Source organism: Pseudooceanicola aestuarii (genome assembly GCF_010614805.1).
Lineage (GTDB): Bacteria > Pseudomonadota > Alphaproteobacteria > Rhodobacterales > Rhodobacteraceae > Pseudooceanicola > Pseudooceanicola aestuarii.
Map to the genome: position 1 here is coordinate 296738 of NZ_JAAFZC010000001.1, position 23266 is coordinate 320003.

At 66.1% G+C, this 23266-nt stretch carries 22 protein-coding genes; 9 read left to right on the forward strand and 13 right to left on the reverse strand.

The genetic code is table 11. The features are described 5' to 3' along the window. Positions 1–82: 82 nt before the first annotated feature. The 5 genes from G5A46_RS01260 to G5A46_RS01280 all read left to right on the forward strand — a co-directional run bounded on the left by G5A46_RS01260 (position 83) and on the right by G5A46_RS01280 (position 5162). Entirely contained in the window at positions 83–1165 is a 1083-nt protein-coding gene (locus G5A46_RS01260) for an ABC transporter permease (protein ID WP_163846536.1), read from the forward strand. Beyond that, positions 1165–2085, forward strand: coding sequence for an ABC transporter permease (locus tag G5A46_RS01265; protein WP_163846538.1), 921 nt, complete (start codon positions 1165–1167; stop codon positions 2083–2085). Before G5A46_RS01260 ends, G5A46_RS01265 begins: the two co-directional genes overlap by 1 nt. A gap of 33 nt (positions 2086–2118) precedes the next feature. Further along, positions 2119–3201 carry a BMP family ABC transporter substrate-binding protein gene (locus G5A46_RS01270; protein ID WP_163846540.1) on the forward strand — a complete coding sequence of 361 codons (1083 nt, stop codon included), beginning with the start codon at positions 2119–2121 and terminating at the stop codon, positions 3199–3201. A gap of 222 nt (positions 3202–3423) precedes the next feature. Then, a complete protein-coding gene (locus tag G5A46_RS01275; protein ID WP_163846542.1) occupies positions 3424–4512 on the forward strand; it encodes an NAD(P)/FAD-dependent oxidoreductase in 1089 nt (362 codons plus the stop codon). Continuing rightward, positions 4509–5162 (forward strand): DUF938 domain-containing protein, encoded by a 654-nt coding sequence (locus tag G5A46_RS01280; protein WP_163846545.1) that lies wholly within the window; start codon positions 4509–4511, stop codon positions 5160–5162. The genes G5A46_RS01275 and G5A46_RS01280 overlap by 4 nt, the downstream gene beginning before the upstream one ends. A gap of 212 nt (positions 5163–5374) precedes the next feature. On the opposite strand, the gene G5A46_RS01285 is transcribed toward G5A46_RS01280, so the two are convergent. The 4 genes from G5A46_RS01285 to G5A46_RS01300 form a co-directional block, all read right to left on the reverse strand. Continuing rightward, a complete protein-coding gene (locus G5A46_RS01285) occupies positions 5375–5677 on the reverse strand; it encodes a hypothetical protein (RefSeq protein ID WP_163846548.1) in 303 nt (100 codons plus the stop codon). A gap of 117 nt (positions 5678–5794) precedes the next feature. Further along, positions 5795–7477, reverse strand: a complete 1683-nt coding sequence (gene rpsA, locus G5A46_RS01290; RefSeq protein ID WP_163846550.1) for a 30S ribosomal protein S1 — start codon at positions 7475–7477, stop codon at positions 5795–5797. 302 nt (positions 7478–7779) lie between these two features. Further along, a complete protein-coding gene (locus G5A46_RS01295; protein WP_163846552.1) occupies positions 7780–8463 on the reverse strand; it encodes an ABC transporter ATP-binding protein in 684 nt (227 codons plus the stop codon). Continuing rightward, positions 8456–9742 carry a lipoprotein-releasing ABC transporter permease subunit gene (locus G5A46_RS01300; protein WP_163849828.1) on the reverse strand — a complete coding sequence of 429 codons (1287 nt, stop codon included), beginning with the start codon at positions 9740–9742 and terminating at the stop codon, positions 8456–8458. Before G5A46_RS01300 ends, G5A46_RS01295 begins: the two co-directional genes overlap by 8 nt. A 273-nt stretch (positions 9743–10015) precedes the next feature. Here G5A46_RS01300 and G5A46_RS01305 point away from each other — a divergent pair, with 273 nt between their 5' ends. Continuing rightward, a complete protein-coding gene (locus tag G5A46_RS01305; protein ID WP_163846554.1) occupies positions 10016–11644 on the forward strand; it encodes a SulP family inorganic anion transporter in 1629 nt (542 codons plus the stop codon). A 118-nt stretch (positions 11645–11762) separates the two neighbouring features. On the opposite strand, the gene G5A46_RS01310 is transcribed toward G5A46_RS01305, so the two are convergent. From G5A46_RS01310 to coxB, 9 genes are all read right to left on the reverse strand, one after another. Then, positions 11763–12347, reverse strand: a complete 585-nt coding sequence (locus G5A46_RS01310; protein WP_163846556.1) for a GNAT family N-acetyltransferase — start codon at positions 12345–12347, stop codon at positions 11763–11765. Further along, positions 12347–13609 carry a M16 family metallopeptidase gene (locus G5A46_RS01315; protein ID WP_163846559.1) on the reverse strand — a complete coding sequence of 421 codons (1263 nt, stop codon included), beginning with the start codon at positions 13607–13609 and terminating at the stop codon, positions 12347–12349. Before G5A46_RS01315 ends, G5A46_RS01310 begins: the two co-directional genes overlap by 1 nt. Further along, positions 13606–14994: a threonine synthase gene (gene thrC / locus G5A46_RS01320; RefSeq protein ID WP_163846561.1), complete on the reverse strand. Its 1389-nt coding sequence runs from the start codon at positions 14992–14994 to the stop codon at positions 13606–13608. The genes G5A46_RS01315 and thrC overlap by 4 nt, the downstream gene beginning before the upstream one ends. Next, entirely contained in the window at positions 14991–15683 is a 693-nt protein-coding gene (locus tag G5A46_RS01325) for an SURF1 family protein (protein ID WP_163846563.1), read from the reverse strand. Before G5A46_RS01325 ends, thrC begins: the two co-directional genes overlap by 4 nt. 186 nt (positions 15684–15869) lie before the next feature. Next, complete coding sequence (locus G5A46_RS01330; RefSeq protein WP_163846565.1) at positions 15870–16670, reverse strand: cytochrome c oxidase subunit 3; 801 nt, start codon at positions 16668–16670, stop codon at positions 15870–15872. A 24-nt stretch (positions 16671–16694) separates the two neighbouring features. Continuing rightward, on the reverse strand, positions 16695–17273 hold the full coding sequence (locus tag G5A46_RS01335; RefSeq protein WP_163846567.1) for a cytochrome c oxidase assembly protein: 579 nt from the start codon (positions 17271–17273) through the stop codon (positions 16695–16697). Positions 17274–17275: 2 nt separating this feature from the next. After that, positions 17276–17458, reverse strand: coding sequence for a hypothetical protein (locus tag G5A46_RS01340; RefSeq protein WP_163846569.1), 183 nt, complete (start codon positions 17456–17458; stop codon positions 17276–17278). Position 17459: 1 nt separating this feature from the next. After that, the gene (gene cyoE, locus G5A46_RS01345; protein ID WP_163846571.1) at positions 17460–18398 is read right to left on the reverse strand and encodes a heme o synthase; all 939 of its coding nucleotides are present in this window, start codon (positions 18396–18398) and stop codon (positions 17460–17462) included. A 177-nt stretch (positions 18399–18575) separates the two neighbouring features. Next, positions 18576–19415, reverse strand: coding sequence for a cytochrome c oxidase subunit II (coxB, locus tag G5A46_RS01350; protein WP_163846573.1), 840 nt, complete (start codon positions 19413–19415; stop codon positions 18576–18578). Positions 19416–19630: 215 nt separating this feature from the next. On the opposite strand from coxB, the gene tldD reads away from it, so the two are divergent. The 3 genes from tldD to dprA all read left to right on the forward strand — a co-directional run bounded on the left by tldD (position 19631) and on the right by dprA (position 23089). Next, positions 19631–21052: a metalloprotease TldD gene (gene tldD / locus G5A46_RS01355; protein WP_163846575.1), complete on the forward strand. Its 1422-nt coding sequence runs from the start codon at positions 19631–19633 to the stop codon at positions 21050–21052. Positions 21053–21089: 37 nt separating this feature from the next. Continuing rightward, on the forward strand, positions 21090–21518 hold the full coding sequence (locus tag G5A46_RS01360) for a hypothetical protein (RefSeq protein WP_163846577.1): 429 nt from the start codon (positions 21090–21092) through the stop codon (positions 21516–21518). A gap of 149 nt (positions 21519–21667) precedes the next feature. Further along, on the forward strand, positions 21668–23089 hold the full coding sequence (gene dprA / locus G5A46_RS19930) for a DNA-processing protein DprA (protein WP_420821341.1): 1422 nt from the start codon (positions 21668–21670) through the stop codon (positions 23087–23089). Positions 23090–23266 lie beyond the last annotated feature (177 nt).

A 23266-nucleotide genomic window follows, 5' to 3' on the forward strand; every position in this document is an offset into this window, starting at 1 on the left:
GGGGCTTTCCGCCCCCCGAGGCGCCGTACCGGGCGCCTCTCCCCCCGGAAAGTATTGACGAGACAAAGATGGAGCGGCGTGGATGCTGAGGTTGGAAAAACGGCCGCAGCCCTCGGCCCTGTTCGCCTATGTCACCCCGTTCCTGGCGGTGCTGGCCACGATGATTGCCGGGGGATTGCTGTTCGCCGCCCTGGGCAAGGACCCGGTCGAGGCGCTGCGCGTCATCTTCTGGGATCCGCTGTTCGGCGAATTCGCATTCTACTATCGCCCGCAGCTGCTGGTCAAAGGCGCGCCGCTGGTCCTGATCGCCATCGGGCTCAGCCTGGGCTTTCGCGCCGGGATCTGGAACATCGGGGCGGAGGGGCAATATATCCTGGGTGCCATCTGCGGCGCGGGTGTCGGCCTGGCCTTCTATCCGATGGAGGGCTGGTTCATCTTTCCGCTGATGGTCATCGCCGGCGCCCTGGGCGGATGGGTCTGGGCGATGATTCCGGCCCTTCTGAAGGTCCGGTTCGGCACCAACGAGATCCTCGTGTCGCTGATGCTGGTCTATGTGGCCGAACAGCTTCTTGCCTCCGCCTCCCTCGGATTGTTGAAGAACCCCGAGGGCTTCGGCTTTCCCGGATCGCGAAATCTGCAACAATATGCGTCGGCCCATAATGCCGAGCTGTTCGCCGGGACAGGGATGCATTGGGGCGTTGCGGCGGCGGTAATCGCGGTGATCTTTGCCTATGTGCTGCTGAACCGGCATATCCTGGGCTACCACATCCGCCTGACCGGCGAGGCGCCCCGCGCCGCGCGGTTCGCGGGTGTGCGGCCTGCGCGGCTGATCCTGTTCTGCCTTGGCACCTCTGGCGCCCTGGCAGGTCTGGCGGGTCTGTTCGAGGTGGCCGGGCCAGCGGGCCAGGTCAGCATCGATTTCAATGTCGGCTACGGGTTCACCGCGATCATCGTCGCCTTTCTGGGGCGGTTGCACCCGGTGGGCATCCTGCTGGCCGGGCTGTTGATGGCGTTGACCTATATCGGCGGTGACAGCGCGCAAAGCCAGCTGGGCCTGCCCGCCGCCGCGATCCAGGTGTTCCAGGGGATGCTGCTGTTCTTTCTGCTGGCGGTGGATGTCCTGACCAATTACCGCCTGCGTCCCGCCACGAGGGAGACCGCCTGATGGACCTGTCCGCAATCAATCCCGTCCTGCTGATCGCCTCGCTCATGGTGGCGGCGACCGCCGTGATGATCGCCGCCGTGGGCGAACTGGTCGTCGAACGCGCGGGCGTGCTGAACCTGGGCGTGGAGGGGATGATGATCACCGGCGCGATATGCGGCTTTGCCGTGGCCGTGGGCACCGGTTCCCCCACCATCGGCTTTGTCGCCGCCGCTGCGGGCGGCGCCCTGCTTTCGCTGCTGTTCGCCGGGCTGACGCAATTCGCGCTGGCCAACCAGGTGGCGTCGGGATTGGCGCTGACGCTGTTCGGGCTGGGATTGTCATCGCTGCTGGGCCAGGGCTATGTCGGGATCAAACCGCCCGCCACGCCCCGGCTGGACATCCCCGTGCTGACCGATCTGCCGGTGGTCGGACGGATCCTGTTCGGTCATGATCTGATGGTCTATTTCGGGGTCGCGCTGGTCGCCGCCGTCTGGGGGTTTCTGACCTATACCCGCGCCGGGCTGGTGCTGCGCGCGGTGGGTGAGAACCACGACGCCGCCCATGCCCTTGGCTACAAGGTCCGCCTGATCCGGGTGGCCGCCATCGCGTTCGGCGGCGCCTGCGCCGGGCTGGGCGGGGCCTACATCTCCCTGATCCGGGTGCCACAATGGACCGAAGGCATGACCGCGGGCGTCGGCTGGATCGCCCTGGCGCTGGTGGTCTTTGCCTCGTGGAAACCCTGGCGCGTCCTGCTGGGTGCCTATCTTTTCGGCGGCGTCACCGTACTACAGCTCAATCTACAGGCGGCGGGCCTTGCCATTCCCGTCGAATACCTTTCCATGTCCCCATACCTGATCACCATCCTCGTGCTGGTCATCATGTCCGCGGACCGCAGCCGGGCGCCTGCCTCGCTGGGACGGTCCTTTCACGCCTCTCAGTGAGGCCCGCTGCCACCACCAATCAGGGAGAAGCAGATGCAAAAGAGAACATTCCTGGCCAGTGCCGCCATGACCCTGGCGCTTGCCACCGGCGCCTTTGCCGCCAGCCACGCCGAGAAGGTCAAGGTCGGCTTTGTCTACGTCGGCCCCGTCGGCGACGGCGGCTGGACCTACGAACATGACCAGGGCCGCCTGGCGGTCGAGGAGGAATTCGGCGACGCGGTCGAAACCGTCTTCGTGGAGAACGTCCCCGAAGGCCCCGACGCCGAACGCGTGATGACCGAGATGGCGCTGAACGGTGCCGATCTGATCTTCTCCACCTCTTTCGGTTACATGGATCCGACGATCAACGTCGCCCAGAAATTCCCCGACGTGAAATTCGAGCACGCCACCGGCTACAAGCGCGCCGACAACGTCTCCACCTATTCCGCGCGCTTCTACGAGGGCCGGGCGGTGCAGGGCACGATCGCGGGCCACATGACCGAAAGCAACGTGGTGGGCTATATCGGCTCCTACCCGATCCCTGAGGTCATTCGCGGCATCAACTCCGCCTATATCCACGCCAAGAAGGTCAACCCCGACGTCGAGTTCAAGATCGTCTGGGCCTTCACCTGGTTCGATCCCGCCAAGGAAGCCGACGCCGCCCGCACCCTGATCGAACAGGGCGCCGACGTGATCCTGCAACACACCGATTCCACCGCGCCCCAGGCCGCGGCCGAGGCGGCAGGCAACGTGATCACCTTTGGCCAGGCCTCCGACATGGCCGAATTCGCGCCGAAACCGCGGGTGTCCTCGATCATCGACAACTGGGCGCCCTATTACATCGCTCGCGTGCAGGCGGTCATGGATGGCAATTGGGAAAGCATGGACACCTGGGATGGCATCGGCCCGGGCATGGTGGGCATCGGCGAGATCACCGATGCGGTCCCCGCCGAGGTCAAGGAAGAGGCGCTGGCCCTGAAGGACGCGCTGGCAGACGGCAGCTACCACGCCTTTACCGGCCCGCTGAAGAAGCAGGACGGCTCCGACTGGCTGGCCGAGGGCGAGACGGCGGATGACGGCACCCTGGCCGGCATGAACTTCTACGTCGAAGGGCTGGACGGCGAGATCCCGCAATAATCGCCCCCCAGGCCCGATGACGAAGGCCCGCCCGAAACGGCGGGCCTTCTGCTGTTTCACCCCGTTCGTACCCGCCTGTTGTCCCCATTCGCCCCGGCCCCGCCGCCTCGCCGAACGCCTGCCCGCCCCGTCCACAGGACGCCGAAACAGGCGCCTCCCGCGCGCCGCCTGACGCGCTGGAGGGGGCTGTAACTTCCCCGCGCCCCGTGTCATGGTTTCGCCATGAACGACCATACCGACATTCTGATCGCCGGTGGCGGTGTCGCCGGGATCACCGCGGCAGCGGCGCTGGCGCGCGATGCCACACTCCGCTTGCTGGAGCGTGAGACCCACCTGGCCAGCCACGCCTCCGGTCGGTCGGCGGCGATGTTTCTGCCCGCTTATGGCAATGGGGCCGTGCGCGCCCTGAACGAGGCCAGCGCCGAGGCGCATCACCATCTGGACGGCGGCGTGCTGTCCCCGCGCGGCCTGATGGTCATCGCCCGCGCAGGCAAGGAAGACGCCTTTGCCGATCAGGCCGCCCGCATGGGGCTGGCCGCCATCGACCTCGCCGAAGCCCAGGCAAAACTGCCGATCCTGCGCGCCGATCTGATCGCCCGCGCCGGGTGGCAAGCGGCGGCCTGGGATCTGGACACCGACCTGCTGATCCAGAATGCCGCGCGCCGGGCAAAAGCCGCCGGGGCAGAGCTGCGCACCGGAGCGGAGATCACCGGCATCTCCCGCGCCAACGGCCGCTGGCAGGTCACGGCGGGAGCCAAGATGTTCACCGCCGATATCCTGGTGAACGCCTCCGGCGCTTGGGCCGACGGCCTGGCCTCCCTCGCCGGGGTCGCTCCGCTGGGCCTGCAACCGATGCGCCGCTCCATGGCGCAATTGCCCGCCCCCGAAGGGCACGACATCGCCAACTGGCCCTTCACCGAGGAGATCACCGAGCGCTGGTACGCCCGCCCCGCCGGCGGCCGCTGGGTCGTCTCCCCCAGCGAGGAAGACCCCGTACCGGCAATGGATGCCTGGGCTGACGACATGGTGCTGGCGGAGGGCCTCGCCCGCTACGAGGACATGGTGACCGCCCCGGTGACACGGGTCGAAACCTCTTGGGCGGGGCTGCGCACCTTTGCCCCTGACCGCAGTTTGGTGATCGGCCGGGCCAGTGACCACCCGGCCTTCTTCTGGCTGGCGGGTCAGGGCGGCTACGGTTTCCAGACCGCCCCCGCTGCGGCCCGGCTGACCGCCGACCTGATCGCCGGCCGTCCTGCGGAACTGGACGCCGCCACCACCGCTGCCCTCGCCCCTGCAAGGTTCGCCGCATGACCCGGAAGCTCCCCCCCTCTGCCCGCAGATTCGAACCTATGACAGGCGGGCGCTTGCGCCTGCCTGCGGCGGATCGGAACGCCGGACCGATCACTGACCTGGTGGCCGAACACGGCCCCGCGCGGGGGCTGGCGCTGGAGCTGGCCTCGGGCGCCGGGCAGCATGTCTGTCACCTGGCCCGCCGCCTGCCCGACCTGTCCTGGCAACCCAGCGAGATCGCCGCCGACCGCAGGCAGAGCATCGATGCCCATGCGGCCCACGAAGGGCTGACCAACATCCGCCGCGCCGTCCATCTGAACGCCACCGTCCCCGGCTGGGCGCGGGAGCATCGCAACCAGGATCTGATCGTGCTGGTCAACCTGTTGCACCTTGTCTCACGCCAGGAAGCCGACATCCTGATCGAGGAAGTCGGCCGCGCCCTCGCCCCCGGCGGCACCTTCGTCCTTTACGGCCCCTTCCGCCGCAACGGCATCCTGACCAGCCCCGGCGACGAACGCTTTGATGCCGACCTGCGCGCCACCGATCCCGAGATCGGCTACAAGGACGATCACGACGTGACGGACATGCTGCACGCCAATTGGCTGAACCTCGACCATGTCATCGAAATGCCCGCCAACAACCTCGCCTTCATCGCCCGACGCGCGCGGTAGGGTTAGAGGGCAAGCGTCTGCATGGAAGAAACGACGCTGCATATCCCGGCAAAGAAACATCCCATGGACCCAAGGGCTGATGCAACTGCGCCGATATGGAAGGCCATACGGACGCGCAGCGGCCATTTGGCTTTGCTGTCCGGACGAATGAACGGCGGTTTGTAGAAATAGGTCTCGGTCGAGAAGAGTCCTGAATCCAGAAAATTGACGAGTTAGGCAAAGGCCGAGGTCACGATTGCCAGACCTACGCCCCAGGCAAAGCGAGACATGGGGTTTACCAGATGTGCGATGTCGATGTCGGCACCATTGGCCGATTCGATGGCCCCTGCAAACGCGAGCAGAGCGATGACAGCCCCGCCGTTCACCAGGATAAGCGACTTCACCACCAGCGCCGCCGAGTCCAAAGCAGCCTGATTGATCATCAGCTTGGCTTCTTGGCGCTGTGAATGCGCACGGCACGCCAGCTCGACCATACGTTCGGTATATACCGCGTCCGCCTCTTCCAAGTTTTCCATGCAAATGCCCTTCGATCAAATGAAGCGAAGATAGCACGCACTTCCGAAGACGCGAAAAGCCCCGCCAACTGGCGGGGCTTTCCTGTGTCTGCGGTCGGACCCGGAGGTCCGGAACGATTACTCGTCGTCGCGCTTGAGCGCGGCGCCCAGGATGTCGCCCAGCGATGCACCGGAGTCGGACGAACCGTATTGCTGCACGGCCTCTTTCTCTTCGGCGATCTCGCGGGCCTTGATCGACAGACCCAGACGGCGGGATTTGCTGTCCACGTTGGTCACGCGCACATCAACCTTGTTGCCGACGGAGAAACGTTCGGGGCGCTGTTCGGCACGGTCGCGGGACAGGTCGGAGCGACGGATGAAGGATTTCATGCCTTCGAACTCGACCTCGATGCCGCCGTCCTCGATCGCCGTCACTTCGACGGTGATGATCGAACCGCGCTTCACGCCGCCCACGGCTTCGGCGAACTTGTCGCCGCCGACGTTCTTGATGGACAGGGAGATTCGTTCCTTGTCGGTGTCGACTTCGGAAACGACCGCCTGAACCATGTCGCCCTTGCGGTAGTTCTGGATCGCGTCCTCACCCCGTTCGTCCCAGGACAGGTCGGACAGGTGAACCATGCCGTCGATGTCGCCCTGAAGGCCGACGAACAGACCGAATTCGGTGATGTTCTTGACCTCGCCCTCGACAACGGTGCCGACGGGATGGGTTTCCTCGAACACTTCCCACGGGTTGCGCATCGTCTGCTTCAGGCCCAGGGAGACGCGGCGTTTCGCCTGGTCGATCTCCAGAACCATGACTTCCACTTCTTGCGAGGTGGAGACGATCTTGCCCGGATGCACGTTCTTCTTGGTCCAGGACATCTCGGAGACGTGGACCAGACCTTCGACGCCCGGCTCCAGCTCCACGAATGCGCCGTAATCGGTGATGTTCGTCACGCGGCCCTTGTGCACGGATTCCAACGGGTACTTGGCAGCCACCAGATCCCACGGATCTTCCTGAAGCTGCTTCATGCCCAGGGAAATACGATGGGTTTCCTTGTTGATCTTGATGACCTGGACCTTCACGGTCTCGCCGATCGACAGGATCTCGGAGGGGTGGTTGACGCGGCGCCAGGCCATGTCGGTGACGTGCAGCAGGCCGTCCACACCGCCCAGATCGACGAATGCGCCGTACTCGGTGATGTTCTTGACCACGCCGTCAACGGCCTGACCTTCGGTCAGGTTGGCGATGACCTCGGCGCGCTGTTCGGCACGGGATTCTTCCAGGATCGCACGGCGGGAGACAACGATGTTGCCGCGGCGGCGGTCCATTTTCAGGATCTGGAACGGTTGTTTCAGACCCATCAGCGGGCCGGCGTCACGCACGGGGCGCACGTCAACCTGGGAGCCGGGCAGGAACGCCACGGCGCCGCCCAGATCGACGGTAAAGCCACCCTTGACCCGGCCGAAGATCGCACCTTCGACGCGCTGGTCATCGGCATAGGCTTTCTCAAGACGGTCCCAGGCCTCTTCGCGGCGGGCCATCTCGCGGCTGATCACGGCTTCGCCGCGCGCGTTCTCGGCGGAACGCAGGTACACTTCGACCTCGTCACCGACCTCGATCTCGGGCGCTTCGCCGGGATTCGCGAATTCTTTCAGCTCGACACGGCCTTCCATCTTGTAGCCGACGTCGATGATGGCCTGGCCCGCTTCGACTGCGATGACCTTGCCCTTGACGACAGACCCTTCCTGGGGCGTGTCCATTTCGAAGCTTTCGTTCAGGAGGGCTTCGAATTCCTCCATCGTGGTGTTCTGAGCCATGTGGTCTCTGATTTCCTTTTACACGTTATTCTGGCCGCGCGGTTGTCTCCGCCGGTCTTGGGATTGGCCTTGTCCGGCATCCGCAAACGAAAGAGGGCCGGTAGTTCCGACCCTGCCCGTATCCCTCGTCGCGGCGTTTGCGCCTTGTCGACGCGCGCGGGATACCCCGGAACGGCCGGCAAAGGCAAGCCCAAAGGCATCCGCGCCGACATCGGGACGGGCATTCGCGCAGCCGGAACGGAGGTGCTGCGAGGCCGCAACCGGGGCGAGGCGGGGCCGGTACAGGCGCGAGGCGGCGCCGGCTAGGGCGTCGCGAAGCGCCCGGCATCCATGTGCAACACCCGGTCCATGCGGGCGGCAAGGTCGGGATTGTGGGTTGCGATCAGGGCCGACAGCCCGGTGTCGCGCACCAGCCCCATCAGCGCGTCGAACACCGTGTCCGAGGTCGCGGGATCGAGGTTGCCGGTCGGTTCATCCGCCAGCAGCAGCGCCGGGCCGTTGGCGAGCGCCCGACAAAAGGCCACGCGCTGCTGTTCGCCGCCCGACATCTCTGCCGGGCGATGGGTCGCGCGGTCGGACAGACCGACGCGGGCCAACAGATCCTCGGCCCGGGCCTGGCCGGCGCGGCGCGAGTGGCCGGCAGCCAGCTGCGGAAGCAGGATGTTCTCGGCGGCGGAGAATTCGGGCAGCAGGTGGTGGAACTGGTAGACAAAGCCCACTCCGTCGCGTCTCACGGCGGTGCGGCGACGATCCGACAGGCCGGTCATGTCCTCACCCGCGATGCGCACGGTACCGGCATCGGGCACGTCCAGCAGCCCTGCGATATGCAACAGCGTGGATTTCCCTGCCCCGGAAGGCGCGACGAGGGCCACGACCTCTCCCCGGTTCAGGGTCAGGGAGGCCTGCCGCAGCACGCGGATCTCGTTCGGGGCGCCGGGGTTGTAGGTCTTTTCCAACCCGTCGAGCTTCAGCACCGGATCATTCATAGCGCAAGGCCTCCACCGGGTTCATCCGGGCCGCGCGGCGCGCCGGAAAAATCGTGACGACAAAGCTCAGCCCCAGCGACAACAGCACCGCCGACAGCACGTCCGCCGGCACCAGTTTCGCGGGCAGCGCATAGATCCCCCGGACAGAGGCATCCCAGGCGTCCCCCCCCGACAGCCAGTTCACCCCCGCCATGATCGCGTCGATGTTCAGCGCCAGAAGGCAGCCCAGCAACACGCCCGCCGCGGTGCCGATGATCCCCGTGAAGGCCCCGCAGATAAAGAAGACGCGCAGCACCGCCCCCTCGCTCAGCCCCATGGTGCGCAGAATTCCGATGTCGCGGCCCTTGTTCTTGACCAACATGATCAGCCCGGAGACGATGTTCATCGCCGCGATCAGGACCAGCGTTGTCATGACGACAAACATCACGTTGTCCTCCATGTCCAGCGCACGCAGGTAGCCGTTGTTGGCGTCCTGCCAGGTCCAGGTCTGAGCACGGTCGCCGGCGGCGCGGCGCAGCTCCGGCAGAATCCGGTCCAGCGCCTCGGGCCGGTCCAGCATCACCTCGATCTCGTCGGCGGTGCCTTCGCGGTTGAAATATTCCTGCGCCTCGGCAAAGGGCAGGTAGACGCGGGTGCGGTCGATATCATAGCGCCCGGCGGTGAAGATGTAGGCGATTTCGAATGTCTTCACCCGAGGGGAAGTGCCAAAGGCCGTTTTTACCCCGTCGGGGGAGATCAGCTTGATCCGGTCCCCGGGCGCAAGGCCCAGTTCGTCCGCGATCCCGGAGCCAAGCGCGATGCCCGTGCCGAACCCTGCCAGATCGCCCCGCGCCGACAGCGGATCGGCGATGCGCGGGATGGTGGCCAGGTCCTGGGCGGTGATTCCGTAGATCGCGACGCCGGTGTTGCGCCCCTGCGCCGTCGCCATCACCTGCCCCCGGATCAGCGGCGCGGCGCGGCTCACGCCGGGCACGGCGCGCAGCCGCTCAGCCATCGGCGTGAATTCCGTGATGGCGCGGTCCAGCCGCCCGGCCGCGTCCCGCTGGGCGGCGTTGTAGACGGTGACATGGGCGTTGGACCCCAGGATCGTGTCCACGAATTCCTCGCGAAAACCGGTGCGCACGGCCATGGTCAGGATCAGCGCGGTGACGGCCAGACAGATCCCGATAAGGGAGATCCAGGTCATCACCGAAACGCCGCCCTCGGCCCGGCGGGCCCGCAGGTAACGCCAGGCGATCATCCATTCAAACGGGGCAAAGGGGCGGGCGCTGTTCACGATCTGACATCCTGTTCCGGGCGCGGCGGACGTTGGACCGCCGGCGGGGCAAAGTCAAACCTCTGTGCCTTGCCAGACGGGGGATGGGCGCCGCCTGGCCAGCAACATTCGCGTGAGGCCCCTCTGATCCGCGCTCTGCCCGGCCCCGCTTCTCCAGCGCCGCGCCGCGTGGCTTGCATGCAACGCATGGCGGTGTTCCCTGGCCCACCATGGGCTTTTGCCCCGAACCGCAGTAGAACGCGCGCGATTTCCCCTTTTCCAGCTTCGGACACAGCCTTGAAACGTGCAGCATTCGCCGCCTTTGCCAATCGTATTGATCGGCCCGATCTCCGGATCAATCCCACCAGCCAGCTGACCGCCGATTCCATCCGGATCGAACTGCTGTCGGGTCTCACCGTCGCCCTGGCCCTGGTGCCCGAGGCGGTGGCCTTCTCCTTTGTCGCGGGGGTCGACCCGCTGGTCGGACTTTATGCCGCCTTCATGGTGGGCCTGGTCACGGCGTTGATCGGCGGCCGACCGGGCATGATCTCGGGCGCGACAGGTGCGCTTGCCGTGGTGATGGTGGCGCTGGTGGCCCAGCACGGCGTCGAATACCTGTTCGCGACGGTGGTCCTGATGGGCCTGCTGCAAGTGGTGGCTGGCGTATTGCGATGGGGCAAATTCATCCGTCTGGTGCCGCACCCGGTTATGCTGGGCTTCGTCAACGGCCTGGCCATCGTGATCTTCATGGCACAGCTGTCGCAATTCAAGGTGCCCGGCACGGTCGAGGCCTCGGGCCACGGCACCGGTGGCGGCGAATGGCTGTCGGGGATGCCGCTGTGGCTGATGCTGGGGCTGACCGCGCTGACCATGGCGGTGATCTGGCTGACCCCGCGCCTGACCCGCATCGTGCCTGCCCCCCTGATGGGCATCGGCATCACGGCGGCCATCGTGATCGGTCTGGGACTGGACGTGCCCGTCGTCGGCGACATGGCCTCCATCGAAGGGGGGCTGCCGTCCTTCCACTTGCCCATGGTGCCGCTGAACTGGGAAACGCTGCAAATCATCTTTCCCTACGCGATGATCCTGGCCGCCATCGGCCTGATCGAAAGCCTGCTGACCCTGAACCTGGTCGGCGAGATCACCGGCCAACGCGGCGGCGCCAGCCAGGAATGCATCGCCCAGGGGTCGGCCAACGTGCTGACCGGGTTCTTCGGCGGCATGGGTGGCTGCGCGATGATCGGGCAATCCATGATCAACGTGAATTCCGGCGGCCGCACCCGCATCGCGGGGGTGGCGGCGGCGCTGTTCCTGCTGGCCTTCATCCTCTTTGCCGCCCCGCTGATCGAACGGATCCCCCTCGCTTCCCTCGTCGGGGTGATGTTCATGGTGGTGATCGGCACCTTTGCCTGGAACTCGATCAAGATCCTGGCGCGCGTCCCCGCCACCGATGCCTTTGTCATCATCCTGGTCACCGTCGTCACGGTTCTGAGCGATCTGGCCATGGCGGTGGTCGTGGGGGTCATCGTCTCGGCGCTGGCCTATGCCTGGAACGCCGCGAAACGCATTGGCGCCAAGACCTATGTCACTCCCGAAGGCGCGAAGGTCTACCAGATCCGCGGGCCGCTGTTCTTCGGCTCTTCCGACGGGTTCGTGGAACTCTTCGACGTCAAGGGCGACCCACAGGCCGTGGTGGTGGATTTCGCCGACAGCCGTGTAGTGGACCAATCCGCCCTGCAGGCGATCGAGAATGTCGCCCGCAAATACGAGGACATGGGCAAGCGCCTGCAACTGCGCCATCTCAGCCGCGATTGCCACAAGCTGCTGACCCGCGCCGGGCATCTGATCGTCGACAGCGACGATGACCCCGATTACGCCATCGCCGTGGATTACGGCGTGCGCACCGGGATCCTTGGCGGGCATTGATCCTGTGCCGGCCTGGGCCGCCGGATTGAACAGAACGCGAAAGGGCCGGGTGATTTCCCCGGCCCTTTTCGTGTGACGGCAGGCCCAGGACGGGCGGCGCACTGACCGTTGCCCTGATCTATCCGGCGTCGGTGCGTCCGCGCCGGTCCATGCGCAGCGCGGCATACAGGACATGGGTCCGCCAGCGCCCGTTGATCTGAAGATAGCTTTGCGCGACGCCCTCGTACTTGAACCCCGAGGCCTCCAGCAACCCGCGCGAGGGAGCGTTTTCCGGCAGGCAGGCGGCTTCGATCCGGCTTAGGTCCATACGATGGTAGGCATAATGCACCAGCGCCAGGATCGCTTCCCGCATGTAGCCTTGCCGGGCATGGCGTTCCCCCGTCCAATAGCCCAGCGTACCCGACAACGAAGGGCCGCGCCGGATGTTGTCCAGGGTGATCGCGCCCAGCAGCGCGTCGTCCTGCCGGCGGATCAGGAACAGCGGCAGCGCGGTGCCACCGCTGATCGACCGTTGTGCCCAATAAACCCGGTTGGTGAAAGCCCGGCGCGACAGGTGGTCGGCGGCCCAGGCAGGTTCCCAGGGGGACAGGTAGTCGCGACTTTCGCGTCGCAGGTCGGACCAGGCCCGGAAATCGCCGTGAACGGGCGGACGGAGCGTCATCCGCTCCGTCTCGATCCGCGTTTTCCGGCGGGACAGCCGCATCAGGCAGCGCGGCGGGCAACCAGCCCTTCGAAATCGGGCGCCTGTGCCACCGGCCCGTACAGCGCCAGCGCCATCGGCGCCCGCTGCGCCATCCGTGCGCCATAGGCCCGCAGTTCCGCGACGGTGACGGCGTCGATCTTCTCGACCACTTCGGTCAGTGGCGGTACCCGGCCCCAGATCTGCACCATGCGCGCCAGACGTTCGGCACGCGACGACGCCCCCTCCAGCCCCATCAGCATCCCGGCCTTCATCTGGGCGCGCGCGCGATCGGTTTCGGCCTGCGAGAAGTCATCCGCAGCGCGCCGCATCTCATCCAGCACCAGCAGCGGCAATTCGGCCATCGATGCACCGGACGTCCCGGCATAAATCGTCGTCATGCCGCTGTCGGCATAGGCACCTGCCTGCGCAAATATGGTGTAGCACAGGCCACGTTTCTCCCGCAGTTCCTGAAACAGGCGCGAGGACATGCCCCCGCCCAACGCCGCCGCGTAGACCTGCGCGACATAGGCGTCGCTGCTGCGGTAGTCCGGGCTTTCGAAGCCGATGGCGACATGGGCCTGTTCCAGCACCTTTTCGCGGCGGTATTCGCCGCCTTCGAAGCGGGCGGCCTCTGTCTGCATGGCCGGCAACGGCTTCATATCGCCAAACAATGTCTCCGCCGCGGCGACGATGGCGTCATGATCCACGGCCCCCGCTGCGGACAGAACCATCTGTTCCGGTCCGTAATGTTCGGCGACAAAGGCCGCGAAATCGGCGCGGGCAAAGCTGCTGACCCGGTCCTCCGGCCCCAGGATGGTGCGGCCCAGCGGCTGTTCGGGATAGGCACGTTCCTGCAACCAGTCAAAGATGATGTCATCGGGCGTGTCCAGCGCCTGCCCGATCTCCGACAGGATCACGCCGCGTTCCACCTCGATCTCGCGGGTGTCGAAGATGGAGTTGCGCAGGATATCGGCGATCACGTCCAGCGCCAGCGGCACGTCGTCTTTCAGCACGCGGGCGTAATAGGCGGTCACCTCGCGGGAGGTATAGGCGTTGATATAGCCGCCGACGTCCTCGATCACCTCCGCGATCTGAAGCGCGTTGCGCCGCGTCGTGCCCTTGAAGGCCATGTGTTCCAGAAAATGCGCGATCCCGTTCTGTTCGGGGCGCTCATGCCGGCCGCCGGCGCCGACCCAGACACCGATGGAGGCGGATTGCAGCCCCGGCATCGCCTCGGTGACGATCCGGAAGCCATTGGACAGCGTAGTAAGGTTTACGGTCAATTCGATACCCGTTCCCGAATGAGTGTTTCGATGGCGCCCAGATCATTGCCGATCCGGGTCACACGTTCATCACGATCAAAGAGATCGGCCATGCGTGGCGGCAGCGCGGGGCGCAGGCCCGTCGCAGCCTCGACCGCGTCGGGGAATTTCGCCGGATGCGCGGTGGCCAGCGTGACCATCGGCACATGGGGATCGCGCAGGTCTTCCGCAACCTTGACCGCCACCGCGCTATGCGGGCACAGGATTTCGCCGGTCGTGCCGCGCAGGCGGGTGATGGTCTGCGTCGTTTCTTCCTCCGACGCGCGACCGGAGAGGAACTGCTCTCCCAGGGATTGAAGCGCCCCCTGGCTGACGCTGAACCCGCCTTGTTTCAGCTCCTCCATCAGCTGCGCCACGGCGGTGCCGTCGCGCCCATAGGCATCGAACAAGACCCGCTCGAAATTGGAGCTGACCTGAATGTCCATAGATGGGCTGATCGACGGGATCACGCCGTCGGGCCGATACGCCCCGGTGGTCAGGCACCGGTGCAGGATGTCATTCTGGTTGGTCGCGACCACCAGCTTCTCGATCGGCAGGCCCATCTTGCGGGCGATATAGCCCGCGAAGATATCGCCGAAATTGCCCGTCGGCACCGTGAAGCTGACCGCACGGCCCGGCGCGCCCAGCGATACGGCGGCGGTGAAGTAGTACACGACCTGCGCCAGCACCCGCGCCCAGTTGATGGAATTGACGCCCGCCAGCCCCACCGCATCACGAAACGCGAAATCGTTGAACATATCCTTAACGCGGGCCTGGCAATCGTCGAAGTGGCCATCCATCGCCAGCGCATGCACGTTGGATTCCGACGGTGTGGTCATCTGCCGGCGCTGCACCTCGCTGACCCGGCCATGCGGATACAGGATGAAAACATCGACATTGTCCAATCCGCGAAACGCCTCGATCGCGGCGGACCCAGTATCACCGGAGGTCGCGCCGACGATGCAGACCCGGCGACCCGAACGCTTCAGCGCCGTCTGGAACAGCTGGCCGATCAGCTGCATGGCGAAATCCTTGAACGCCAGTGTCGGGCCGTGGAACAGTTCCAGAAGGAAGTGGTTTGGCGCCAGCTGGACCAGCGGCGCGCGGGCAGCATGGCCGAAATCCGCATAGGCGCGGGCAATGCAACCGCGCAATTCTTCCGCCGAGAAGCTTTCGCCAACAAAGGGCGACATCACGGAAAAGGCCACGTCCTCGTAGCTTTGCCCCGCCATCGCGGCGATCTGCTCTGCGGTGAATCGGGGCACCTCGGCAGGCACGTAAAGGCCGCCGTCACGCGCCAACCCGGTCAGCATCGCCTCTTCGAATGTCAGTTCGGGCGCTTGCCCGCGGGTCGAAATGTATTTCATCGCTCAGCCTTTCCCTGCTGCCGGATGCGATAGATCAGATAGAGGGTCATGACCAGCCAGATCGCCGCCAGGGAGAACCAGGTGATCGCGTATTGCAGGTGATCGTTGGCCACGCTGGAGGTGTCTACAGGCCAGGGCGTGGCGGGATCGGCCGCCCCGGAGATCATGCGCGCCACGATCAGGAATGGTTCGGTGCCCAGCTCCCGCGCCATGGCATGCACGTCGCGCGCATACCACAGGTCGTTGTCGGTGTCGGGGGGCGGGGTCAGGCTGTCGACCTCTCGTGGCCAATGCAGATTGCCGGTGATGCGCAGGCTGCCCTGCGGCGGGGTTACGTCGCCGCCCTGCGCCACGAAGCCGCGTTCCAGCAGCACCCGCCGCCCGTCCCCGGTCTCAAGCGCGGAGATCAGGCGATGTCCGGGCCCCTGCCCCGGCCGCGTAGCGATAACTCGCAGCACCCGGTCGCCCAGCTGCCCCTCCACCGCGACGGGCAGAAAGCGGTCCCGCTCCGGCAGAGCCCGGTCCGGCAGGGATTGCGGCTCGCCGGAGATCTGGGCCTCCATCTGGGTCAGAACCTCGGTCTTCCACTCCAGGCGTTGCAGCTGCCAGCCCCCCAGGGCCAGCAGGACCCCCACCCCGAGCACCCCCAGGACCAGCGCGCCGATGATCCGTTTCGTTTCTCGTGCCATGCCTGTCCTCGTGTCCTCTGTCGCACCCTGCGGGTTGCGACCCCAATCGTCCAGCCCCGGCCGCGGGGCCGCCCCGGCGCGTCCCAACGACAAAGGCGCGAAGCCCCGCCCCGCGCCTTTCAACCCTGTCTCAAGATCCCGTCGGCCGGAACACCGCTTCCATCGCGGCGCGCCGGCCTCGCCGGGTCAGCCGCCCCAGATGTAGACGGCCACGAAGAGGAACAGCCAGACCACGTCGACGAAGTGCCAGTACCAGGCGGCAGCCTCGAACCCGATGTGGTTCTTCGCGGTGAAATGCCCGGCGTAGACCCGCATCAGGCAGATAAACAGGAAGATCGTCCCGATGATCACATGCGCGCCGTGGAAGCCCGTCGCCATGAAGAACGTCGCCCCGTAGATGTTGCCGGAGAAGCCAAAGGCGGCGTGGCTGTATTCATAGGCCTGGAAGAAGGTGAAGATCACGCCGAGGCCGATCGCGATGATCAGGCCCCATTTCATGTCTTCACGGTTTTCCTCGTGCACCAGCGCATGGTGCGCCCAGGTCGCCGCCGCGCCGGAGCACAGCAGGATCAGCGTGTTGATCAGCGGCAGGTGCCAGGGGTCGAAGGTCTCGATCCCGGCGGGCGGCCAGACGCCGTCGCGGATCGGGCTTTCGGGGCCCATCGGGTAGATCGCGTTCTTGAAGAAGTTCCAGAACCAGACGACAAAGAACATCACCTCGGACATGATGAACAGAATCACGCCGTAACGCAGCCCGATCTGGACCACCGGGGTGTGATCGCCGGCATTGTTTTCCAGCACGGTTTCGCGCCACCAGCCGAACATGGTGTAAAGGACGATCAGCAGACCGACCAGGAACATCCAGGGGCCGCTTTCCGCCATCCACATCACCGCGCCGAACAGCATGATGAATGCGCCAACCGATCCCAGGAATGGATAGATCGACGGGGGCAGAATATGATAATCGTGGTTCTTCTCGTGCGCCATCTCGGTTTCCCTCGCCTGAGGCCCTCAGTTTAGGTCCGTCTTCCCGTCGTCGGCCAGGGCCGCCTGCTGAGCAGCCGCCGCGGGAAGATCGGTTTCGTAGAATGTGTATCCCAGCGTGATCGTATGGACGTACTTTGCGTCCCTGTCACTGACGATTTCGGGATCGACGTAGAAAGTCACCGGCATCTCCACCGTTTCGCCCGGCTGCAAGACCTGTTCGGTAAAGCAGAAGCAATCGATCTTGGTGAAGAAGCCGCCCGCGTCATAGGGGGTGACGTTGTAGCTGGCGGTCCCGGCGACCACCCGATCGGTGGGGTTGTGCGCCTCGTAGAAGGCCAGCCCCGTCTCTCCGATCTTCAGCTCCATCTCCCGCTGCACGGGTTTGAAGCTCCACGGCATGTCGCGGTCGACAGAGGCGTCGAACCGGATCTTGATCGTCTGGTCCAGTGGTTCAACGCCGGTCCCGTCGGAGACCTGGGTCACGCCGCCGAAGCCGGTCACCCGGCAGAACAGATCGTACAGCGGCACGGAGGCCCAGGCCAGAGAGCCCATCAATACCACCACCCCGGCAGTCTGCGCTACGGTTTTTGTCTTGCGATCCATGGTTACTCCTGCCCTTCCGGCGCCGCCACCGGCGCGCGCCCCGGCACCTGAAAGCCGGGTTGCTGAGTCTTGGCAATCGTCAAGCCGAAGATCAACGCGACGAAGGCGCCCAGTACGAGCCCCAGGCCCAGATTGCGGCTCCACCGGCGTTTGTGCAGATCGTGTTCCTTGCGGAATGCGGCCATTCTACCAGCCCCCCATGCCGAAACGGGTCAGAACCGCCTGCACGAGGATCGCGCTGAAATGCAGGAAGAGGTAGAGCAGCGACAGCGCAAAGACGCGCTTCTCCACGCGGTAGCCGTCCGCTTGCGCGGCGTCTTCGTCCCGGCGCCAGATATCGACGGCACCTTTCAGGAACAGCGCGTTCAGCACCAGCGACACCGCCAGATAGATCGGCCCCCCTATGGAGGTCGCAGCTACCGCCAGCGCCACGGGCACCAACAGCAATGTGTAAACAAGGATATGCTTGCGCGTGGATTTGCGACCGTGAGTCACGGTCAGCATCGGTACGCCGGCAGCCTCGTAATCGGACTTCATGAACAGCGCCAGCGCCCAGAAATGGGGCGGGGTCCACATGAAGATCAGGGCAAACATCAGCACGGATTCGACGGAGACACCGCCGGTCGCCACCGCCCAGCCGATCATCGGCGGAAAGGCCCCCGCCGCGCCACCGATGACGATGTTCTGCGGCGTCCAGCGTTTCAGCCACATGGTGTAGATCACGGCATAGAAGAAAATGGTAAAGGCCAGCAGTCCCGCCGCGACCCAATTCGCCGCCAGCCCCAGCATCACAACGGCAAACCCGCTGAGGGTCAGACCGATGGCCAGCGCGTCCTGCGCCGTCACCCGGCCCGAGGGCACGGGCCGCGACGCCGTGCGTTTCATCACCGCGTCGATATCGGCGTCATACCACATGTTCAGCGCGCCCGAGGCGCCACCGCCCACGGCGATGAACAGCACTGCACAGAAGGCCACGAAAGGATGCACCGCCACGGGCGCGGCCAGAAGGCCCACCGCCGCGGTGAAGACGACCAGAGACATGACCCGCGGTTTCAGCAGGGCGAAATAATCGCTGAATCCGGCGTCTTTTTCATGCGCTTGCGTCGTGATGCTGGCATCCGTCATGTGCTGTCTTCCGAAAGGGGCCGTCCTGTTGCGCAGGCGCGCGCCCCGGATGAATTGGTTGGAGGGGGCCCGTCCCGCGCGGCGCGCCCCGTCCCGGTCTGTCGAGACCTGTGGGACAGGCCCCTTGCTGTCAAACAGCCCAGCGGGCGCCGGGATCCGGCGCCCCGCTGCCGCGCCTTACCTGGCGGCGATATCGTAGCTGCGCGGCGTGCCGGCGTAATCGGCAATCGCCCCGTCCAGCCATTCGGCATAGGCCTCCTCGCTGACCACCTTGACGGTGATGGGCATGTAGGCGTGGTCCTTGCCGCAGAGTTCGGAACACTGGCCGAAGTAGATGCCTTCTTTCTCTGGCTTGAACCACAGCTGTGCCAGACGGCCCGGAACGGCGTCCTGCTTCACGCCGAAGGACGGCACGGTCCAGGAGTGGATCACGTCGGCGCCGGTGACGGTCATCACCACGGTCTTGCCCACGGGCACGACGACGGAGGTGTCGGTGGCCAGCAGGTACTCATCCTCGGCAAAGCCGTTCGCTGCCAGCTCTTCCTTGGGCAGCAGGAAGCTGTCAAAGGCGAATTCGTGGTCGGTGTATTCGTAGCCCCAGTACCATTGGTAGCCGGTAACCTTGATGTGGATGTCGCCGTCCGGGATGATCTGCTGCTTGAACAGCGTCGGCAGCGAAAAGACACCGATGAACAGCAGGATCACGATGGGCACGATGGTCCATGCGATTTCCAGCGGCGAATTATGGGTAAAGGTCTTGGGTGTCGGGTTGGCGCGGCGGTTGTAACGCAGGATCACGAACAGAAGCAGCCCGCAGACGAAAATGACGATCGCGGTGATGATCACCAGGATCATCCCGTCCAGCCATTGCAGATCGCGGGCCAGTTCGGTCGTGGCCGGCTGAAAGCCCATGCCGCCCGAGATCGGTTTGCCGACGGTTTCCAGCCCATCCTGCGCAGAGGCGGGAAGGGCGGCAAGGAACGCCAGCAGGGCCGGCAGGAGTTTGAGAAATCGCATTGGGTCACCCTGGTCGGTTGATGCGTTACGGCCATGTCACGCCGGGAGCGCGCCGTAAAGACGCGCCGCCCGTTGTTTGTCGCCGCTTAAAACCATAATCTTGCCGCTCAGACAATAATCGCTCTTGCGGCAAACGGACGCTTTTCCTGATTCAGTTCCGGAAATTGCCCGCTCAACCCGCCTTGACCCGCTATCCACAGCCACCAGGAGACCCCATGCCAGACGCGGAATTCCGTCCTTTCGAGACCATGCTGGATCAGGAGGCCGCCCTTGCGGTCCTGCGCGAGACGGTCGCAGGGGGCGATGACGGAGAATTGTTCCTGGAACGTCGCAGATCCGAAGTGTTGCAATTGGATGACGGCCGGATCCGCAATGCCAGCTACGACGCGACCGAGGGATTCGGCCTGCGCGCCGTGCGCGGAGAGGTCGCGGGCTTCGCCCATTCGACCGAGATCACCGAAGCCGCCCTGCGCCGCGCCGCCGCCACCGCGCGGCTGGCCGTAGGCGATGGCGGCGGCAGCATGGCGCCGGGCCCCCGGCCGACGAACACGCGTCTCTATGCCGATCTGGACCCGATCGCGCAGCAGGAATTCCCGGTAAAGGTCGACACCCTGCGCGAGATCGACGCCTTTGCCCGCGACCTGGATCCGCGCGTGGTGCAAGTCTCCGCCGTGATCGCCGCCTCCTGCCAGGAGGTCGAGATCCTGCGCCCCGAAGGGACGCTGGTGCGTGACGTGCGTCCGATGACCCGCGTCAATGTCTCGGTCAGCGTGGAGGCCAATGGCCAGCGCCAGACCGGCACCGCCGGGGGCGGCGGGCGCCTGGGGCTGGACGGGTTGATTGATCCCGTCGACTGGCAGGCCAAAACGCGGGAGGCGCTGCGAATCGCACTGGTCAACCTGGAGGCCGTGCCCGCCCCCGCCGGCATCATGGACGTGACGCTGGGTGCCGGCTGGCCCGGCGTGATGCTGCACGAGGCCGTGGGTCACGGGCTGGAAGGCGATTTCAACCGCAAGGGCTCCTCCGCCTTTTCCGGGCTGGTGGGCCAGCAGGTCGCGGCGCGCGGCGTCACGGTGCTGGACGATGGCACGATCCCGGATCGTCGCGGTTCCATCACCATTGATGACGAGGGCACGCCCTCGGGCCGCAATGTGCTGATCGAGGACGGCGTGCTGGTCGGCTATATGCAGGACCGCCAGAACGCCCGCCTGATGGGGGTGGACCCCACCGGCAACGGCCGCCGCGAAAGCCACGCCCACGCACCGATGCCCCGCATGACCAACACCTACATGATGGGCGGCGACGCCACCCCGGAAGAGGTCATCGGGGGCATGACGGACGGGATCCATGCCGTGGGCTTCGGCGGCGGGCAGGTGGATATCACCTCGGGCAAGTTCGTCTTCTCCTGCACCGAGGCCTACCTCGTCAAGAACGGCCGCCGCGTCGCTCCGGTCAAGGGCGCGACCCTGATCGGCGACGGCCCCACGGCGATGAAGAACATCCGCGCCCTGGGCAACGACATGGCGCTGGACCCCGGCATCGGCAATTGCGGCAAGGCCGGGCAATGGGTGCCGGTGGGCGTCGGCCAGCCGACCGTCCTGATCGGCGGTCTGACCGTCGGCGGTTCGGCCACGTGAAAGGGGATCAAGGCAAATCGGACCGGGCGCGGCGGGCATGACCGGCTGGCCGGTCTGGCGCAGTGATCCGGCGTTGCCGGGACGCCTGCGCCCCGGGCAATGGGTCGCCGCCCTTCTGGCCGCCTGGCTTCTTCCGGCGCTGGCGGGCGCGGCACTGGCCCTTTCCGCGACGGCGATCGCGCAACTGGTCGGCGTGGATCCGGGCGGCCTGCCGTTTCTCGGGCTGATCCTGTTCTACTCCCCGCTATTTTCCTGGGTCGGCCTGCTGCCCGGCGCGGGATTGCTGGTGCTGGCCCTGCGTCGGGGCATCGGCGGCTGGGCCATGGCCCTGGGGATCGGCGGCATTCTGGGTGCCGGGCTGGCGGGCTGGCTGGGGCCGCTGGCCTGGATCATGGGCACCGGGCAATCGCTGCTGGTCTGGGGGATCGTGATGGTCATGGCCCGGCGCGCCGCGCGCCGGACCTGATTCCCCGGTGCAAAAACCGGAGATCTATTCACGTTTGATTAACCCGGAGAACGCTATACCTGATTCTGCAAGCAGGCGGAGCCGACCCGGACGTGGAGTTACATCCTTCCACTCACCCCCCACTCCCACCCACCACGGAAGATCTGCGGTTGGATTGGCTCCGTCTCTTGCGCTCTCGTCGGGTCGGGGTGCAGACCTTCTACCGGCTTCTTCGTGAGTATGGCACGGCGCGCGATGCCTTGGCGGCCCTGCCCGGCGTCGCCGAACGGGCGGGCGTATCGGGATACGTGGCCTGCCCTCCCGGCGTGGCCCATGCCGAACTGCGCGCGGCGCAGAAGGTCGGTGCCCGAATGATCTGCCTGGGCGGATCGGACTACCCGGCCGCGCTGACGGAAATCGACGACCCGCCGCCGATCCTGTGGGCCATTGGCGATCCTGCGCTGCTGACCCGGACCTGCATCGCGGTGGTGGGCGCGCGCAACGCCTCCTCCCTCGGGACGCGCATGGCGCGGGATCTGTCGGGTGACCTTTCGGGGCGCGGCTACGTGATCGTGTCGGGGCTGGCACGCGGCGTGGACACCGCCGCCCACCTGGCCGCCCTGCCAGGCGGGACCGTGGCGATCATGGCCGGGGGCGTGGACCGCGTCTACCCCGCGGAGAATGCGCAGCTGTTCCACGATATCGGCGCCACGGGCCTGCGCCTGTCCGAACAGCCGATGGGGCTGTCGCCGATGGCCCGGCATTTCCCGCGGCGCAATCGCCTGATCTCCGGCCTGTCCCAGGCCGTCCTGGTGGTGGAGGCGGCAGCAAAATCCGGCAGCCTGATCACTGCGCGCCTGGCCCTTGACCAGGGGCGGGAAGTCCTGGCCGTCCCCGGTCATCCTTTCGACGCGCGCGCGGGGGGCTGCAACATGCTGATCCGCGACGGCGCCCCCCTGATCCGGAACGCACAGGACGTGGCAGAGGCGCTGCCGACCTTCGCCCCGGACGCCATGCATATACCGGCACATCCGCCGGCACGGATCCCGACGGCCCCGGACGACACCGCCACCGCGGCTCTGCCCGACGACCGCACACACCCGACGCCCCCAGCGGCGGAGGCCACGGCGGCGGAGGCCACGGCGCTTGGCCCGCGCTCCGGACACCGGTCCGGCCGCCAATTGCCCCACCCCGCCCAACAACCACCGCCCGATAGCCGGCGCGGCGCGGGGGGACGACGCCCCGCCGGCGGCCAGGCGGACCTGCCGCTGGCCGCCTCTGCTCACCCCGATCGTCCGCGCCGCCCGCCCGCACGACCCGCCACCCGACTTGCGCCGCACGCGGCCGCTCCCTCTGTCCCGCCGGACGATGGCCCCACGTCGGAGGTGACGGCCCTCCAGGGGCGCATCCTGCGATGCCTGGGCCCGTCTCCACTGGCGGAGGATCAGCTGATCCGGGATCTCTCCCTTCCCGCACGGGCGGTGACACCGGCGATCACGGACATGGAATTGGCCGGGTTGCTGCGCCGTGAGCCGGGCGGATTGGTGGTTCTGACCGCGCGGGCCGGCCTCGGGCCGCCGCCGTCGGCCTGACCGCATCGGGAGCGCCTTTCCGTCCCGGTGCAAGCCGCCTCTCGCCGATCCGCATCCCGCCGGATGCTCACACTATATCATACGCCACGCGCACCGTCCCGCGCAGCGGCGTCACACCGGACCCCGCAATACCCGCCCCCACAGCCACGCTCCGGAAAAACACCCGCAAAACGCCCC